Origin of the sequence: Streptomyces sp. UNOC14_S4 (assembly GCF_020740835.1) — a bacterium.
Lineage (GTDB): Bacteria > Actinomycetota > Actinomycetes > Streptomycetales > Streptomycetaceae > Streptomyces.
This window is the reverse complement of sequence record NZ_JAINFC010000126.1, coordinates 1-16,839: the sequence shown is the minus strand read 5'-3', so window position 1 is coordinate 16,839 and position 16,839 is coordinate 1. Positions and strand designations below refer to the sequence as shown.

Annotated in this window: 15 protein-coding genes; 10 read left to right on the top strand and 5 right to left on the bottom strand. The window is 71.5% G+C overall.

Annotated features, from left to right (window positions below; genetic code table 11):
- Positions 1–82: 82 nt before the first annotated feature.
- Entirely contained in the window at positions 83–676 is a 594-nt protein-coding gene (locus K6I34_RS14170; RefSeq protein ID WP_229325922.1) for a hypothetical protein, read from the top strand.
- A gap of 13 nt (positions 677–689) precedes the next feature.
- On the opposite strand, the gene K6I34_RS14165 is transcribed toward K6I34_RS14170, so the two are convergent.
- A complete protein-coding gene (locus tag K6I34_RS14165) occupies positions 690–2,162 on the bottom strand; it encodes a S28 family serine protease (protein WP_229325920.1) in 1,473 nt (490 codons plus the stop codon).
- Positions 2,163–2,416: 254 nt separating this feature from the next.
- Between K6I34_RS14165 and K6I34_RS14160 the strand changes: the two genes are divergently transcribed.
- The gene (locus tag K6I34_RS14160; protein WP_229325918.1) at positions 2,417–2,872 is read left to right on the top strand and encodes a peptidoglycan-binding protein; all 456 of its coding nucleotides are present in this window, start codon (positions 2,417–2,419) and stop codon (positions 2,870–2,872) included.
- Between the two features lie 69 nt (positions 2,873–2,941).
- Here K6I34_RS14160 and K6I34_RS14155 read toward each other — a convergent pair whose 3' ends face one another.
- The 3 genes from K6I34_RS14155 to K6I34_RS14145 all read right to left on the bottom strand — a co-directional run bounded on the left by K6I34_RS14155 (position 2,942) and on the right by K6I34_RS14145 (position 5,908).
- Positions 2,942–3,868 carry an acyl-CoA thioesterase II gene (locus K6I34_RS14155; RefSeq protein WP_229325916.1) on the bottom strand — a complete coding sequence of 309 codons (927 nt, stop codon included), beginning with the start codon at positions 3,866–3,868 and terminating at the stop codon, positions 2,942–2,944.
- A 13-nt stretch (positions 3,869–3,881) separates the two neighbouring features.
- Positions 3,882–5,039: an acyl-CoA dehydrogenase family protein gene (locus tag K6I34_RS14150; RefSeq protein WP_229325914.1), complete on the bottom strand. Its 1,158-nt coding sequence runs from the start codon at positions 5,037–5,039 to the stop codon at positions 3,882–3,884.
- A 236-nt stretch (positions 5,040–5,275) separates the two neighbouring features.
- Entirely contained in the window at positions 5,276–5,908 is a 633-nt protein-coding gene (locus K6I34_RS14145) for a TetR/AcrR family transcriptional regulator (protein WP_229325912.1), read from the bottom strand.
- Between the two features lie 110 nt (positions 5,909–6,018).
- Here K6I34_RS14145 and K6I34_RS14140 point away from each other — a divergent pair, with 110 nt between their 5' ends.
- The 7 genes from K6I34_RS14140 to glmS all read left to right on the top strand — a co-directional run bounded on the left by K6I34_RS14140 (position 6,019) and on the right by glmS (position 15,359).
- A complete protein-coding gene (locus K6I34_RS14140; RefSeq protein WP_229325909.1) occupies positions 6,019–7,650 on the top strand; it encodes a carboxyl transferase domain-containing protein in 1,632 nt (543 codons plus the stop codon).
- 8 nt (positions 7,651–7,658) lie between these two features.
- Entirely contained in the window at positions 7,659–9,818 is a 2,160-nt protein-coding gene (locus tag K6I34_RS14135) for a biotin carboxylase N-terminal domain-containing protein (RefSeq protein ID WP_229325907.1), read from the top strand.
- Positions 9,815–10,753, top strand: coding sequence for a hydroxymethylglutaryl-CoA lyase (locus tag K6I34_RS14130; protein ID WP_229325905.1), 939 nt, complete (start codon positions 9,815–9,817; stop codon positions 10,751–10,753). The genes K6I34_RS14135 and K6I34_RS14130 overlap by 4 nt, the downstream gene beginning before the upstream one ends.
- A 9-nt stretch (positions 10,754–10,762) precedes the next feature.
- Positions 10,763–11,917, top strand: a complete 1,155-nt coding sequence (locus tag K6I34_RS14125; RefSeq protein ID WP_229325924.1) for an acyl-CoA dehydrogenase family protein — start codon at positions 10,763–10,765, stop codon at positions 11,915–11,917.
- 95 nt (positions 11,918–12,012) lie between these two features.
- Positions 12,013–12,888, top strand: coding sequence for a DUF4429 domain-containing protein (locus tag K6I34_RS14120; RefSeq protein ID WP_229325903.1), 876 nt, complete (start codon positions 12,013–12,015; stop codon positions 12,886–12,888).
- Positions 12,889–13,205: 317 nt separating this feature from the next.
- The gene (locus tag K6I34_RS14115) at positions 13,206–13,481 is read left to right on the top strand and encodes a hypothetical protein (RefSeq protein WP_121798372.1); all 276 of its coding nucleotides are present in this window, start codon (positions 13,206–13,208) and stop codon (positions 13,479–13,481) included.
- A gap of 57 nt (positions 13,482–13,538) precedes the next feature.
- Positions 13,539–15,359: a glutamine--fructose-6-phosphate transaminase (isomerizing) gene (glmS, locus tag K6I34_RS14110; protein ID WP_229325901.1), complete on the top strand. Its 1,821-nt coding sequence runs from the start codon at positions 13,539–13,541 to the stop codon at positions 15,357–15,359.
- A 238-nt stretch (positions 15,360–15,597) separates the two neighbouring features.
- Here glmS and K6I34_RS14105 read toward each other — a convergent pair whose 3' ends face one another.
- Complete coding sequence (locus K6I34_RS14105) at positions 15,598–16,119, bottom strand: universal stress protein (RefSeq protein WP_229325899.1); 522 nt, start codon at positions 16,117–16,119, stop codon at positions 15,598–15,600.
- Positions 16,120–16,555: 436 nt separating this feature from the next.
- Here K6I34_RS14105 and K6I34_RS14100 point away from each other — a divergent pair.
- Positions 16,556–16,839: hypothetical protein (locus K6I34_RS14100; RefSeq protein ID WP_229325897.1), on the top strand; the 284-nt coding region annotated here is incomplete at its 3' end.

The following is a 16,839-nucleotide window of genomic DNA, read 5'->3' as shown; positions in this document are numbered from 1 at the left end:
GCTGGCATCCGCTCCCGCCCGGCGGCCACGCTGGAGCGCACGGAGACACCCAAAGAGGGGCACGAAGGGCGGGGGACATCACATGCGCCGTTGCGCGCTGCGGGCCACGCTGGTCGCGATCATGGCGACGCTGTCGGCATGCCAGGAACCGGAACGGGCGGCTCACACCACGCCCGCCACCGCGCCCGCGAACCGGCAGGACTTCCTGGCCCGGGGCCACTGCGCGGGCAGGGACGCCGCCGGGGCGTACAGGGAGGCCGACTGCGCGGACGACCACGCCGTCGCCCGCGTCCTCGCCCGCTACAACGGCCCGCAGGCCACGGGCCCGCGCTGTCCCGAACCGACGGACTTCGTCCTGCACATCGCGGCGGTGGAGCAGGGCGACTCCGAGCGGAGCAGCGCCCCGGAGGGGTACGCCTGCATGCGCAACCTCCGGCCGCCCCACCCCGGCGACCCGGGGCAGGGCGGCGGCCCGCTCACGGTGACCGGCGACTGCGTCCGGTCCGAGCGGGACGGGGTGGTGAAGGAGACCGCGTGCGACGGCTCGGGCGCGCACGCGCCGGAGTACCGGGTGACGGACGAGGTCCCCACGCGCGACGGCTGCCCGCCCTCCACCGATCTCTACGTCCAGGTGGGCGGCGAGAACCCCGTCGGGTGCGCCCGCCGCCTGCCCTGAAAACCGAAAGTGGTTACGGCCGGATGCCGTTCTGCCGCTCGACGACCGGCTGGTCGAGCTTCGCGTCGTACGGCGCGAGGGGCTTGGCGTGCGAGATGTCCTGCTGCACGGACTCGGGCGCGACGCCCGCCCACTCCAGCACCTCGGCGGTGGCCTTGGCGCGCTCGTCGGCGACGAGCTGGGCGATGTTGGAGCCGTGGTTGCCGCCGGGCGCGGTGAAGCGGAAGTCGTGCCGCTTCTCCGCGTGCCGTCCCACGCTGAACGGCTCGGCGCCCCACGGGTCGTTCTGGCCGTAGACGAAGAGCATCCGCTCGCTCTTGGTGCGCACCCAGCGGTCGATGTCGGCCATCACACCGGGGTGGAACGCCATCGGGATGTCACGCGGCACATACGCCCGCGGGGTGTTGACGCCGGGGTACCGCAGCAGGCCCTTGAGGTGCGGGTACTTGTACGTGGGCGAGCCGAGCTCGGTGCCCGCCTGGTAGTAGTACGGCGTGAACTTCTCCAGGCCCTGGTCGGTGTAGCTGTCGAAGCCCGAGATGGTGTCGATGAACTTGTAGAGGTCGTCGGTGGAGGCGTTCGTCGCGGGCACGGACGCGCACTCGCTCTGCAGGTGGTACTGCCAGAACGACCACACGAGGTCGAGCGCCACGTTCTCGTACGCCTTGTCGGCGTCGCCGATGACCTTGAACGTCCTGCCGTTGGCGTCGGCCCACTTCTGGTAGCGGGCGACGATCTCGTCGCGGCGGACGAGCGCCTGCCGCTGCACGGAGTTCAGCTGGTTGCGGCACGCCTGGTCGCCGACGGTCGCGAAGAACCGGTCGTACGCCGAGTCCTCCTTGTCGTCGACGTCGTTGGGGGCGACATAGGCGACGGTGCCGTTCATGTCGTCCGGGTGGAAGCGGCGGTAGTAGGTCGCGGTCATGCCGCCCTTGCTGCCGCCGGTGGCCAGCCAGTTCTTGCGGTAGATCGGCTTGAGCGCCTCGAAGAGCCGGTGCTGGTCGTCGGCGGCCTGCCGGATGTCGAGCTTCGTCCAGTCGGCGGGCTGCGGCCGGGACGGGGTGAAGAACCGGTACTCCATCGACACCTGGTTGCCGTCCACGATCCGGGTGGGCTCGCTGCGGCCGGGGTTGGTGCTGACGTTGTAGCCGGAGGTGTAGAAGACCGTCGGACGGTCCGTCGACTTGTGCAGCAGGGTGAAGCGCTGCGGGAACGTCCCCTTCTCCGGGTGCCGGTGGTCGACCGGCTGATCGTAGGTCAGGACGAGGTAGCGGTAGCCCTCGTACGGCTTCTCCTCGACGAAGTGCATGCCAGGGACGCCGAGTACACGTTCCTTGATGTCCTGATCGACCGAGGTCCCGGCCGCGGCCGTCGCAGTCGCGGTGGCCGTGGTCGCCGCGGTGGCGGCCCCCGCGATGGTGGTGGCGACGCCGAAGGTGCCCGTGAACACCGCCAGCGCCAGCAGCCATCTGGATGCCTTGCGCATTCGCCCTCCCCTTGGGTTCGCATAGGTCGCGGCGAACCTATCGGGGGGACTGATGGCGCACCAGACCCTCGTTCCACCCGCTCCACCTGCTCCACCCGGTGCTCACGAGTCGCGTACCGCAGAAGGTGTACGCCTGTGACCGCCGCCGAGGCCAGGGAGAACGATGGCGACGCCTGATTGATGGAGCGTCAGCTTTACCCTTAGCTTCGATGGGCTACCCCGAGTAACTACCCATCAAGGGAAGGGGAACCATCGTGCTCAGACGCGCAAAGGCCGCCGCCGGCCTCGCGGCCGCCGGCCTGGTCCTCGGTCTGACCGGCACCCTCGCCAGCGCGACCACGGCCACCGCCGCGCCCGCTCAGCAGGCCACCACCCGGACCGTCACCATCCAGAGGGTCGAGAATTTCGGTCTCAACACCAGCGAAGGCAAGAGCGTCCAGTGCTACGTCCGTGACGCCGGATACGACCCCGGCACGATCGACGGCCAACTCGGCCCCAACAGCTGGAAAGCCTGGCAGCAATTCCTCAACGCACTCGGATTCAATGCCGGAACCCCTGACGGCGACCCTGGCTCCAACACCGTCCACGCCCTCCAGGGCTTCCTCGTCTCCCTCGGCTACGACACCGGCGGCATCGACGGCAAGGCCGGAACCAAGACCAGGGCCGCCTGGAAGGCGTTCTCCCACCTCAACGGCGGAACCTGGTGCTGACCCACCCGTCGTGACATACGCAGCGGCGCGCCCCTCGGTGGCGCGCCGCTCTGCCGTAGTCCGCCGCCGTCACCCCCGCGGCACCCGCACGACCCCCTCCTGGATCACCGAGATCGCCAGCTGGCCCGTGCGCGTGAAGATACGGCCACGGGCCAGACCGCGGCCGCTCTGGGAGGTGGGGCTCTCCTGGTCGTAGAGGAGCCAGTCGTCCGCGCGGAACGGGCGGTGGAACCACATGGCGTGGTCGAGGCTCGCGCCGACGACGTCGCCGACCGCCCAGCCGCCGCGGCCGTGGGCGAGGAGGACGGAGTCGAGGAGGGTCATGTCGGAGACATAGGTGGCCAGGCAGATGTGGAGCAGGGGGTCGCCCCAGAGCCGGTCCGGGGCCGGGGCGTCGTCCAGTTTGCCGTTGGTCCGGAACCAAACCTGCGACTTCGGCTCGCGCGGGGCGCCGAAGTCGCCGTACGGGGGCTCGTCGACGTAGCGCAGGTCGACGGCCGCGCGGGCCTCCAGCAGACGGTCCAGCAGCAGCGGGTCCGCGAAGCGGTGGGCGTGCCGCGGGAGCATCTCGGCGGCCGTGGGCAGGGTCTCGGGGTCCGGCGCGGACGGCATCGGCTCCTGGTGCTCCAGGCCCTCCTCGTCCGTCTGGAAGGACGCGGAGAGGTGGAAGACCGGCTGCCCGTGCTGTACGGCGACGACGCGGCGCGTGGTGAAGGACCGTCCGTCGCGGATGCGGTCCACCGTGTAGACGATGGGCACTTCGGGGTCGCCGGGGCGCAGGAAGTAGGAGTGCAGGGAGTGCGGGATGCGGTCGGCGGGGACGGTGCGCCCGGCGGCGACCAGGGCCTGTGCGGCGACCTGCCCGCCGAAGACGCGCGGCACCATCGACGGGCGGCTGACCCCGCGGAAGATGTCCTGCTCGATCCGCTCCAGGTCCAGGATGCCGAGCAGGTCGCCCAGCGGGGTCGAGGGTTCCTGCGTAAGGGGCTCGTTCATGGTTGTGCGGTCCTTACAGGCCCATGGACTTGGCAATGATGGAGCGCATGACCTCGCTCGTGCCGCCGTAGATCCGGCTGACGCGGGCGTCCGCGTAGAGGCGGGCGATGGGGTACTCCATCATGTAGCCGTATCCGCCGTGCAGCTGGAGGCACTTGTCGATGACGACGGCGGCGCGCTCGGTGGTGAAGAGCTTGGCGGAGGCGGCGTCGGCGGCGGTCAGCTCGCCCGCGTCGTGGGCCTCCAGGGCGCGGTCCACGACCGCCTCCATCGCGTCGACCTCGGCCTTGCAGTCGGCCAGCACGAACTTGGTGTTCTGGAAGGACGCGACCGACTTGCCGAAGACGGTGCGGTCCTGCACATACGCCTGGGCGAACGCGACGGCCGCGGCGGACTGGGCGTACGCCCCGACGGCGATGTAGAGCCGCTCCTGCGGCAGGTTGTGCCCGAGGTAGCCGAACGCCTTGCCCTCCTCGCCGAGCAGGTCCCCGACCGGCACCTTGACGTCGGTGAAGGAGAGCTCGGCGGTGTCGGAGGCGTGCAGTCCGAGCTTCTCCAGCTTGCGGCCGACCGCGTAGCCCTCGGAGGCGGTGTCGACGACGAGGATGGAGATGCCGGAGCGGCGGTCCTCGGGGGTGGGGGGCGCGGTGCGGGCGCACACGAGCACGCGGTCGGCCTGGACGCCGCCGGTGATGAAGGTCTTGGCGCCGTTGAGGACGTAGTGCGTGCCGTCCTCGGAGAGCTTCGCGGTGGTCTTCATGCCCGCGAGGTCGGAGCCGGTGCCCGGCTCGGTCATGGCGATGGCGGTCATCATGTCGCCGGAGACGAAGGACGGCAGCCAGCGCCGCTTCTGCTCCTCGGTGGCGTACGCGAGGATGTAGGGCAGGCACAGCGCGGTGTGCACGCTGCTGCCGCCGAAGCTGACGCCCGCGCGGGCGCACTCCTCGGTGATCACGGCATGGAACTTGAAGCTGCTCTCGCCGGCGCCGCCGTACTCCTGGGGCACCTCGATGCCGAAGACACCCAGCTCGCCGAGCTTCTTGTAGAACTCGCGCGGCACGGCCCCGGCCTCGCACCACTGGTCGTAGAACGGCACGACCTCGGTGGCGATGAAGTCGCGCATGGTCGCGCGGAACGCCTCGTGGTCCTCGTCGTACACGGTCCGACGCATCAGCCGGCCTCCTCGTCACACCCGCACGTGAGCGGTTCCACCCGTTGACTGAGCGCTTGCTCAGTCGCAAGTTACCTGCCGGTCAAGCTAGTTGTCCAGACTTGTACGACACCAAGCGGCCGAAGGCCGCGCCCGAAGGGGCGCGGGGAACCGCGCGACCAGCCGGAGACAACCCGCAGCCGCGCACCGAGCACAAGAGGCACCCCAGTAGGCGCACCGGACCCCAGGAGCGGACCTCACCAGACAGCAGGCCCAGCCCCATCACCCGAAAGCGAAGAGAACGCCCCATGCGCCAGCCGCCGAAGCAGCGCAGCGGTCCCCGCCCGCCCCGGCAGCGCACCGGGCCGCCCGAGATGAGGCGTGGAGTTCAGCAGCCCGAAGACGGCGTGCACGGCGGCGCGCACCTCGGCCAGGGGCGCGTCGGGGTGCAGCGCACGCACGACGTCCACCCACAGCTCCACGTACTGCCGCTGGAGGGAGCGCACCTGCTTGCGGTCGTCCTCGCGCAGCTGCCCGAGCTCGCGGTCGTGGAGGGTGATCAGGGCGCGGTCGTCGAGGGCGAAGTCGATGTGCCCGTCGATCAGCGAGTCCAGCACGGCGGCCGCACCGAGGTCCGCGGCCTCGGCGACCCGCCTGCGGCCGCCCTCGAAGAGCCGCCCGCTGATGCCCACCAGCAGCTCGGAGAGCATCGCGTCCTTGCCCGCGAAGTGGCGGTAGAGGCCGGGGCCGCTGATGCCGACGGCGGCTCCTATCTCGTCGACGCCGACGCCGTGGAAGCCGCGCTCCGCGAAGAGCCGCGCGGCCTCTTCGAGGATCTGCTCGCGGCGGCTGAGGGCGGGGGCGGGGGTGCGGCTCACTGCGTTGTTCACACATCCGATTCTAGACAGCGGCGTTAGTGGTCGTTAACCTGAAGGCAAGCGTGTTAACGCTCATTAACCGAGCGGGCGCTCATTTGCACCGAGCAAGGGAGCTCGACCACATGCAGCAGGCACCGGTGCTGGGGAGCACCGCCGATCCCTCGTCCGAGTCGTGGCAGGTCAACGAGGCCGCTCATCGCGCGCTGTCGGAGGGGCTGCGGGAGCGGCTGGCCGCGGCGCGGCTGGGCGGGGGCGAGAGGGCGCGGGCGCGGCACACGGCACGCGGCAAGCTGCTGCCGCGCGACCGCGTCGACACCCTGCTGGACCCGGGTTCGCCGTTCCTGGAGATCGCCCCGCTGGCGGCCGAGGGGATGTACGGCGGGGCCGCCCCGGCCGCGGGAGTGATCGCGGGGATCGGGCGGGTCTCGGGCCGCGAGGTGGTGATCGTCGCCAACGACGCCACGGTCAAGGGCGGCACGTACTACCCGATGACGGTCAAGAAGCACCTGCGCGCGCAGGAGATCGCCCTGGAGAACAGGCTGCCGTGCCTGTATCTGGTGGATTCCGGCGGCGCGTTCCTGCCGATGCAGGACGAGGTCTTCCCCGACCGCGAGCACTTCGGCCGGATCTTCTACAACCAGGCGCGGATGTCCGGCGCGGGCATCCCGCAGATCGCCGCCGTCATGGGCTCGTGCACGGCGGGCGGCGCGTACGTCCCGGCGATGAGCGACGAGGCGGTCATCGTGCGCGGCCAGGGCACGATCTTCCTGGGCGGCCCGCCGCTGGTGAAGGCCGCCACCGGCGAGGTCGTCACGGCGGAGGAACTAGGCGGCGGCGAGGTGCACTCCAAGGTCTCCGGCGTCACCGACCACCTCGCCGAGGACGACGCGCACGCCCTGCGCATCGTCCGCACGATCGTCTCGACACTCCCCCGGCGCGGCGCGCTGCCGTGGCCGGTGGAGCCGGTCGAGGAGCCGAAGGCCGACCCGGCGGGGCTGTACGGGGCGGTGCCGGTGGACTCGCGCACGCCGTACGACGTCCGCGAGGTGATCGCGCGCGTGGTGGACGGATCGCGGTTCGCCGAGTTCAAGGCCGAGTTCGGGCAGACGCTGGTGACCGGCTTCGCCCGGATCCACGGCCACCCGGTGGGCATCGTCGCCAACAACGGCATCCTCTTCTCGGAGTCCGCGCAGAAGGGCGCGCACTTCATCGAGCTGTGCGACCAGCGCGGCATCCCCCTGGTCTTCCTGCAGAACATCTCGGGCTTCATGGTCGGCAGGCAGTACGAGGCGGGCGGCATCGCCAAGCACGGCGCGAAGATGGTGACGGCGGTGGCGTGCACGCGCGTCCCCAAGTTCACGGTCGTCATCGGCGGCTCGTACGGCGCGGGCAACTACTCGATGTGCGGGCGCGCCTATTCGCCGCGCTTCCTGTGGATGTGGCCGAACGCCAAGATCTCGGTGATGGGCGGCGAGCAGGCCGCCTCCGTCCTCGCGACGGTCAAGCGCGACCAGCTGGAGGCACGCGGCGAGGAGTGGAGCGGGGAGGACGAGGAAGCCTTCAGGGCGCCGATCCGCGAGCAGTACGACACGCAGGGCAACGCCTACTACGCCACGGCGCGGCTGTGGGACGACGGCGTGATCGACCCGCTGGAGACGCGCACGGTGCTCGGGCTCGCCCTCACCGCGTGCGCCAACGCGCCCCTGCCGGAGAAGGACCCCGCGGCGCCCGGGTACGGCGTCTTCCGGATGTGAGGCGGAGCATGTTCGAGACTGTCCTTGTCGCCAACCGGGGCGAGATCGCCGTGCGCGTCATCCGTACGCTGCGGGCGCTCGGCATCCGTTCGGTGGCCGTGTTCAGCGACGCCGACGCGGACGCCCGGCACGTGCGCGAGGCCGACACGGCCGTGCGCATCGGCCCGGCAGCGGCGGCGGAGAGCTATCTGTCCGTGGAGCGGCTGCTGGAGGCGGCCGCGCGCACGGGCGCGCAGGCCGTCCACCCCGGCTACGGCTTCCTCGCGGAGAACGCGGCCTTCGCGCGGGCGTGCGCGGACGCCGGGCTCGCCTTCATCGGCCCGCCCGCGCGGGCGATCGAGCTGATGGGCGACAAGATCCGTGCGAAGGAGACGGTGAAGGCGGCCGGCGTGCCGGTGGTGCCGGGCTCCTCGGGCAGCGGCCTGACGGACGCGGAGCTCACGGCCGCCGCGCTGGAGATCGGCATGCCGGTGCTGCTCAAGCCCTCGGCGGGCGGCGGCGGCAAGGGCATGCGGCTGGTGCGCGACGAGGCGCTGCTGGGCGAGGAGATCGCCGCCGCCCGGCGCGAGGCACGCGGCTCGTTCGGCGACGACACGCTGCTCGTCGAGCGCTGGATCGACCGCCCGCGCCACATCGAGATCCAGGTGCTGGCCGACGGCCACGGCAACGTCGTCCACCTCGGCGAGCGCGAGTGCTCGCTCCAGCGCCGCCACCAGAAGATCGTCGAAGAGGCGCCGTCGCCGCTGCTCGACGCGGCCACGCGGGCCGCCATGGGCGAGGCAGCCGTCCAGGCGGCACGCTCGTGCGGCTACGCGGGCGCGGGCACGGTGGAGTTCATCGTGCCGGGCGACGACCCGTCCTCGTACTACTTCATGGAGATGAACACCCGCCTCCAGGTCGAGCACCCCGTCACCGAACTGATCACCGGGCTCGACCTGGTGGAGTGGCAGGTACGGGTCGCCGCGGGCGAGCCGCTGCCGTTCGCGCAGGACGACGTGACGCTCACGGGCCACGCGGTCGAGGCACGTATCTGCGCGGAGACCGCCCGCGTGAGCGGGGAGCGCGTGAGCGGGGAGCGCGTGAGCGGGGAGCGCGTCGACTTCCTGCCGTCGGCGGGGACGGTACGGCTGCTGCGCGAGCCCACGGGCGAGGGCATCCGCGTCGACTCCGGCCTGTCCGAGGGCACGGAGGTCGGCACGGCGTACGACCCCATGCTGGCCAAGGTCATCGCGTACGGCCCGGACCGCGCGACGGCACTGCGCCGCCTGCGGGCGGCCCTCGCGGAGACGGTGGTGCTGGGCGTCGACACGAACGCGGGCTTCCTGCGGCGGCTGCTGGCGCACCCGGACGTGGTGGCGGGGACGCTGGACACGGGCCTCGTCGACCGGGAGTCGGTCTCGCTGGTGCCGACCGCCGTCCCGGAGGAGGTGTACGGGGTGGCGGCCCTGCTCCGCCAGGCGGCGCTCGAACCGGCCTCCGACGGCGGCTGGACCGACCCGTTCTCGTCGCCGACGGGCTTCCGCCTCGGTGGCGAACCGGCGTGGACGCCCCACCACTTCCGCTGCGCGGGGCAGGAGCCGGTGACGGTACGGGTGCGGGGGCGCGTCGAGGACGCGGAGGTGGCTCTGCCCATCGGTTTGCGGGCAGGCGTTCCGCACGGCGGAACGGGTGGGCACAAACCGACCACCGGGCCGCACCCGGACGCGAAACCGGCACCCCACACCGGGGCCCGGCTGTCGTGGCTGGTGCCGTCGGCCGGCGTTGTCACGTTCACCTGGCGCGGGCTCACCCACACCTTCAGCGTCTGCCAAGACAAAAACGACATCTGGCTCGCCAAGGGCGGCGACACCTGGCGCGTACAGGACCACGACCCCGTGCAGGCCCGCGGCGCGGCCGCGAGTGATCACGTCGACACCCTCACCGCCCCCATGCCCGGCACCGTCACCGTCGTGAAGGCCGCCGTGGGGGACGAGGTCCGCGCGGGGCAGAGCCTCCTCGTCGTCGAGGCGATGAAGATGGAGCACGTCGTCTCCGCCCCGCACAACGGCACGGTCACCGAGCTGAATGTGACGGCAGGGGCCACCGTGGCCATGGACCAGGTCCTGGCCGTCGTGGCGCCGAAGGCGCCGGAGGCACCTCCGGCTCCGGAAGAAGGGGCGGAATCATGATCGACGGACTGCCCATGGCCGTGCCCGAGCCCGGGCTGCCGGCCCGCGTGCGCATCCACGAGGTCGGCCCGCGCGACGGCCTGCAGAACGAGAAGACCGTCGTGCCGGTGGAGGTGAAGGCGGAGTTCATCCGCCGCCTGGCCGCCGCCGGGCTCGACACCGTCGAGGCGACGAGCTTCGTGCACCCCAAGTGGGTGCCCCAGCTCGCCGACGCCGAGCAGCTGATGCCGATGCTCGACGGGGTCGCGGCACGGCTGCCCGTCCTGGTGCCGAACGCCCGCGGCCTGGAGCGCGCCCTCGCCCTGGGCGTACGGGAGATCGCCGTCTTCGGCAGCGCGACCGAGTCGTTCGCGAAGGCCAATCTCAACCGCACGGTGGACGAGTCCCTGGAGATGTTCGCGCCGGTCGTGGCCACGGCCCGGGACGCCGGCCTGCGCGTGCGCGGCTATCTGTCCATGTGCTTCGGCGACCCCTGGGAAGGCGCGGTCCCCGTGGAGCAGGTGGTGCGGGTCAGCCGCCGCCTGCTGGACCTGGGCTGTGACGAGCTGAGCCTGGGCGACACGATCGGTGTGGCCACGCCGGGCCATGTCACGGCGCTGCTGACCGGCCTCGGCGCCGCCGGGGTGCCGGTGGAGCGGCTCGCCGTGCACTTCCACGACACCTACGGCCAGGCCCTGGCCAACACCCTCGCGGCCCTCCGGTACGGCGTGACCACGGTCGACGCCTCCGCCGGGGGCCTGGGCGGCTGCCCGTACGCGAAGAGCGCCACGGGCAACCTCGCCACCGAAGACCTTCTCTGGATGCTGAACGGCCTCGGTATCGACACCGGGGTCGACCTCGGTCTGCTCACCGCCACGAGTGTGTGGATGGCCGACCGGCTCGGCCGGCCCAGTCCCTCCCGCACCGTCCGCGCCCTCTCTCATCAGGAGCACTGAGTCATGTCGCTGGACCACCGCCTCACCCCTGAGCACGAGGAACTCCGCCGTACGGTCGAGGAGTTCGCACACGACGTGGTCGCGCCGAAGATCGGCGACTTCTACGAGCGCCACGAGTTCCCGTACGAGATCGTGCGGGAGATGGGGCGCATGGGCCTGTTCGGCCTGCCGTTCCCCGAGGAGTACGGCGGGATGGGCGGTGACTATCTGGCGCTCGGTCTGGCCCTGGAGGAGCTGGCCCGGGTGGACTCCTCGGTGGCGATCACCCTGGAGGCCGGGGTCTCGCTGGGCGCGATGCCGATCTTCCGGTTCGGCACGGAGGAACAGAAGCGCGAGTGGCTGCCCCGGCTGTGTTCCGGCGAGATGCTGGGCGCCTTCGGCCTGACGGAGCCGGACGCGGGCTCGGACGCGGGCGGCACCCGCACCACGGCGCGGCTGGACGAGGCCACCGGCGAGTGGGTGATCAACGGCACCAAGTGCTTCATCACCAACTCCGGCACCGACATCACGGGCCTGGTCACCGTCACCGCCGTGACCGGCCGCAACGGCGACGGCAAGCCGCTGATCTCGTCGATCATCGTGCCGTCCGGCACCCCCGGCTTCACGGTCGCGGCCCCGTACTCCAAGGTCGGCTGGAACGCCTCGGACACCCGCGAGCTGTCCTTCGCGGACGTCCGGGTGCCCAGGGAGAACCTGCTGGGCGAGGAGGGCCGCGGCTACGCGCAGTTCCTGCGCATCCTGGACGAGGGCCGGATCGCGATCTCGGCGCTGGCGACGGGCCTGGCACAGGGCTGTGTGGACGAGTCGGTGAAGTACGCCAAGGAGCGCGAGGCCTTCGGCAGGCCGATCGGCACGAACCAGGCGGTCCAGTTCAAGCTCGCCGACATGGAGATGCGGGCGCACACGGCCCGGCTGGCCTGGCGGGACGCCGCGTCCCGGCTGGTGCACGGCGAGCCGTTCAAGAAGGAGGCTGCGCTCGCGAAGCTGTACTCCTCGGAGATCGCGGTGACCAATGCCCGCGAGGCCACCCAGATCCACGGCGGCTACGGCTTCATGAACGAGTACCCGGTGGCCCGCATGTGGCGGGACTCCAAGATCCTGGAGATCGGCGAGGGCACCAGCGAGGTGCAGCGCATGCTGATCGCCCGCGAGCTGGGGCTCTGACCCGCGCCGCACGGGACGTCGCACCATGCGTCGCACGGGAAATCGGCCCCCGCTCCCTGCGGTGACGGGGGGTCAGCCCTGCGAGAATCGTGGGTATGGCTGAGATCTTCGAGAAGGACGGCACCTGGGCGTTCGACGGCGGTGCGATACGGATCGTGCCGGGCCGGGAGCGCGGGGTGCACCTGCTCCGGCAGACCCTGGGCGAGGTAGTCGTCCCGCTGACGGCGGTGGCCGGGGCCTCCTTCGAGCCCGGCCGCAAGGGGGGCCGCCTGCGGCTGCGGCTGCGCGACGGGGCCGACCCGCTGTTGCAGGCCGCGCGCGGACAGCTGCCGGACGGCGCCGATCCGTACCAGCTGGCGATCGACCCCTCCCACGCGGGCGTCGCGGAGTACTTCGTGGACGAGGTCCGCACGGCCCTGCTCCTGGAGCAGGTGCCGGACGGGCCCACCGACCGCTATCTGCTGCCCGGCCCGGCCGTGCCCCTGTCGGTGACCGCGGGGGACGGCACGGTGGCCTTCGACGGCGAGCGGATCAGCCTGGAGTGGAACTGGAAGACCGAGGACGACAAGAAGTCCGCGGGCCGCCAGTCGCTGCCGCTCCCCGAGGTCGGCTCCGTGGAGTGGCAGCCCTCCATCGGCCTGGAGAACGGCTACCTCCGCTTCCTCCACCCCGGCCAGACGGCGCGGACGCCCCCGAAGTACGACCCGCACGCGATCGAGTTCTACGGCTTCAAGAAGGACCCGCTGCTGGCGCTGGTCGCGGCGGCGGTCATGGCCCGCCTCCCGCATCCGGCCGCTCCCGCGCCCGCGACGCCAGCCGCGCTGACCAAGGGCGAGGCGGCGTCGGGGGCCGCGTCCGATCATGACGCCCTGCTGCGGCGCCTGCGCGAGCTGGGCGAGCTGCATCAGGCGGGCGTCCTGACGGAGGAGGAGTTCGCGGCGGCGAAGCGGGCCGTTCTGCAGCGGTTCTGATGCGTTTCGGGGCGCTGTCCGTGAGTGCCCCGCTGTGCAATCCGGGCGGCTACAGGCCGTCCGTGGCTGGCCGCGCAGTTCCCCGCGCCCCTGACGGGGCGCCCCGTCAGGGGCGCGGGGAACTGCGCGAGCGGCCACACATAACCGGCGGCCGCGCGCCAAGCGCAAGAGGCACCCCGGTAGGCGCCCCGGCAGAAGACGACGCACAGACACCCGACCCGCGACAGAGCGCCGCTTTACCTACCCTTTCCCTTCCCGCCTGCCCGATATCGGGCAAAATTCTTGCGATAGCGCGGGCGACCCCGCACTATCGTCTGGTGCTCGAACGCCGTACTTCCCATGACGATCTAGTCGATCACCTGGTGCGCAGCACGCCGCTTCAGCGCGGCGAGGCCGCCCGGGTGGTCCTGGACGTCCTGGCGTACTTCGACGAGACGACCGAGGCGTTCGTCCGCCGCCGCCACCGCGAGCTGCAGTCCGGCGGGCTGCACAACGCGGAGATCTTCGAGCGGATCTCGGCGGAGCTGCCGCACCGCGCGGTGGCGCCGCCCGAACTCTCGCTGCGGCAGCTGCGCCGCATCGTCTACGGCTGATCACGGCGGCTCCTGCCGCCGTCGAGCATCACTGAACTTCGCCTGGGAGGGCTCACTATGTGCGGAATTGTCGGTTATATCGGAAAGCGCGATGTCGCTCCGCTGCTGCTGGAGGGCCTCCAGCGCCTGGAGTACCGCGGCTACGACTCCGCCGGCATCGCGCTGCACGCGAGCGGCAAGACCGGCGGCCTGAAGACCGCCAAGGCCAAGGGCCGCGTGCGTGAGCTGGAGTCCCGGCTCCCCAAGCGCTTCAACGGCAGCACCGGCATCGCCCACACCCGCTGGGCCACCCACGGCGCGCCCAACGACGTCAACGCCCACCCGCACGTGGACGCCGACGAGAAGGTCGCCGTCGTCCACAACGGCATCATCGACAACGCCGCCGAGCTGCGCACCCGGCTGACCGCCGAGGGCTTCGTCTTCGTCTCCGACACCGACACCGAGGTCCTGGCCCACCTGATCGCCCGCTCCGAGGCCGCCACGCTGGAGGAGAAGGTCCGCGAGGCGGTCAAGCACATCGAGGGCACCTACGGCATCGCCGTCCTGCACGCCGACTTCCCGGACCGCATCGTCGTGGCCCGCAACGGCTCGCCGGTCGTCCTGGGCATAGGCGAGAAGGAGATGTTCGTCTCCTCCGACGTCGCCGCCCTGGTCAGCCACACCCGCCAGGTCGTCACCCTCGACGACGGCGAGATGGCCACCCTCAAGGCCGACGAGTACCGCACGTACACCACCGAGGGCTCCGCCACCTCCGCCCAGCCGACCACCGTGGAGTGGGAGGCCGAGTCGTACGACATGGGCGGCCACGACACGTACATGCACAAGGAGATCCACGAGCAGGCCGACGCCGTGGACCGCGCGCTGCGCGGCCGCATCGACGACCGCTTCTCCACCGTGCACCTGGGCGGCCTCAACCTGGACGCCCGCGACGCCCGTGCCGTGCGCCGGGTGAAGATCCTCGGCTGCGGCACCTCGTACCACGCGGGCCAGATCGGCGCCCAGATGATCGAGGAGCTCGCGCGCATCCCCTCCGACGCCGAGCCGGCCTCCGAGTTCCGCTACCGCAACCCGGTCGTGGACCCCGACACCCTCTACATCGCGGTGTCCCAGTCCGGTGAGACCTACGACGTCCTCGCGGCCGTCCAGGAGCTCAAGCGCAAGGGCGCCCGGGTGCTCGGCCTGGTGAACGTGGTCGGCTCCGCGATCGCCCGCGAGACCGACGGCGGCATCTATGTGCACGCCGGCCCCGAGGTCTGCGTCGTCTCCACCAAGTGCTTCACCAACATGGTGGTCTCCTTCGGCCTGCTCGCCCTGCACCTGGGCCGCATCCGCGACCTGTCCGTCGCCGACGGCAAGCGGATCATCGAGGGCCTGCGCAAGCTGCCCGCCCAGATCGAGGAGATCCTGGGCAACGAGGCGGAGATCGAGAAGCTGGCCGCGGAGTACGCGGACGCCAAGTCGATGATGTTCATCGGCCGGGTGCGCGGCTACCCCGTCGCCCGCGAGGCCTCGCTGAAGCTCAAGGAGGTCTCGTACATCCACGCCGAGGCCTACCCCGCCTCCGAGCTCAAGCACGGCCCGCTGGCGCTCATCGAGCCCGCCATGCCGACCGTCGCGATCGTGCCGGACGACGAGCTGCTGGAGAAGAACCGCGCCGCGCTGGAGGAGATCAAGGCCCGCAGCGGCCGCATCCTCGCCGTCGCGCACCAGGAGCAGGAGAAGGCCGACCACACGATCGTGGTGCCCAAGAACGAGGACGAGCTGGACCCGATCCTCATGGGCATCCCGCTCCAGCTCTTCGCCTACTACACCGCCAAGGCCATGGGCCGCGACATCGACAAGCCGCGCAACCTGGCGAAGTCCGTCACGGTCGAGTAGCCGACCCCAGGGACCGGAGCCTGCCGCACCTGTCCTGCCGCGGGCCCGGCTCGTCGCACCTGTCCTGCGACGGGTCCGGGACAGCCCTCCTCGCACGTGCCACCCGGCGCGCGGGGAGGGCTGCCTCCTTTTCCGGCCCGGGCAGCCCACGGCGGACCTCCGCCTGCGCGGCCGAGGAGAGTTGACGCGGCTTCAGGACGGCACGGCTTCAGAATGGCACGGCTACGGGACGGCGCGGCTACGGGATGACCACGACCGGGCGCTGCGCGCGCCGCGCGAGCCGCCCCGCCACCGAACCGAAGATCCGGCCGACCAGGCCGTGCGTGGAGCCGACCACGATCGCGTCCGCCGCGTACTCCCGGCCGACCTCCTCCAGCTCGTGGCAGATGTCGCCGCCGCGCTCGACCAGGATCCACGGCACCTCGGACAGATGGTCGGCACAGGCCAGTTCGAGTCCGAGGACCTCGGTGCGATGGTCCGGCACGTCCACGAAGACGGGGGGCTCGCAGCCCGCCCAGACCGTCGTCGGCAGCCGGTTGGCCACATGGACGATGATCAGGCCCGAGCCCGAGCGCCGGGCCATCCCGATTGCATACGCAAGCGCTCGCTCGCTGGACGTCGAACCGTCGAAGCCCACCACGACACCGTGCTGGAACGCCGGATCGCAGGAATGGCGTGTTTCTTCCGCCGCTTCGGGGTTCGCCGCCTGATCGGCGACCCGCTTGCGGTCCGCGGGTTCGGGGAATTCGTGACCGGCCATCGGTGTCTCGGCGAAGGATGTCCTCGTGCGGAGGGATCAGCGGTGGACTGGTTGCAGTTGTCGGTGACGAGTGGGAAGGTGCGCGGCGAGCGCCAGGAAAAGGTGCTGCCCGGAGCCGTCCCGAGGGACCGCGGACGAGAAATCCGTCCGGGATTCATCTTTTCAAGCACTTACCTTCCAGGGTACGGCGCTACCGGCCGCCTGCCCAGGGGGCGCAGCGCGGGGCGCGCACCCTCGGGAAGGGGCCGGGACAGCGCCCCCGGCCCCGGTGAATCCGGGGTGCGGCGGGCGTTCCCCGGAGCATGCACGAGGGCGGGCCGCAACGCAATGCCCTCGCCGTAACACGGCGGTACTCCTGATGCGCGCAGGGCCAGTGACTCCGGCGCCCGGACCGGCGTTGTACCACCGTCAGCCGCCGCCAGCAGGGAGCCGCTCCGTGCCCGGAACCCGTGATCACCACCGCGCCGACGACCCCGGGACCGACTCCCCCGATCCGGTGAGCGATGTGGTCCGCTGGGCGGCGTTCAGCTGTGCGCTGGTCCCCGTGGTCCTGCTGATGTGCGGTCAGTCCTTCGGCGGGGCCACCGGCACGGCGGCCGGTCTCGTGGCCCTCACCTGCGTCTGCCGGGCCCTGCTGCGCCGTTCCGAGCGCTCCGCGGCCCGGGTGTCCCCGGCCGCCCGGCAGGGCGCCCCGCTGTCCGATCCGGCACTCCCCCACCG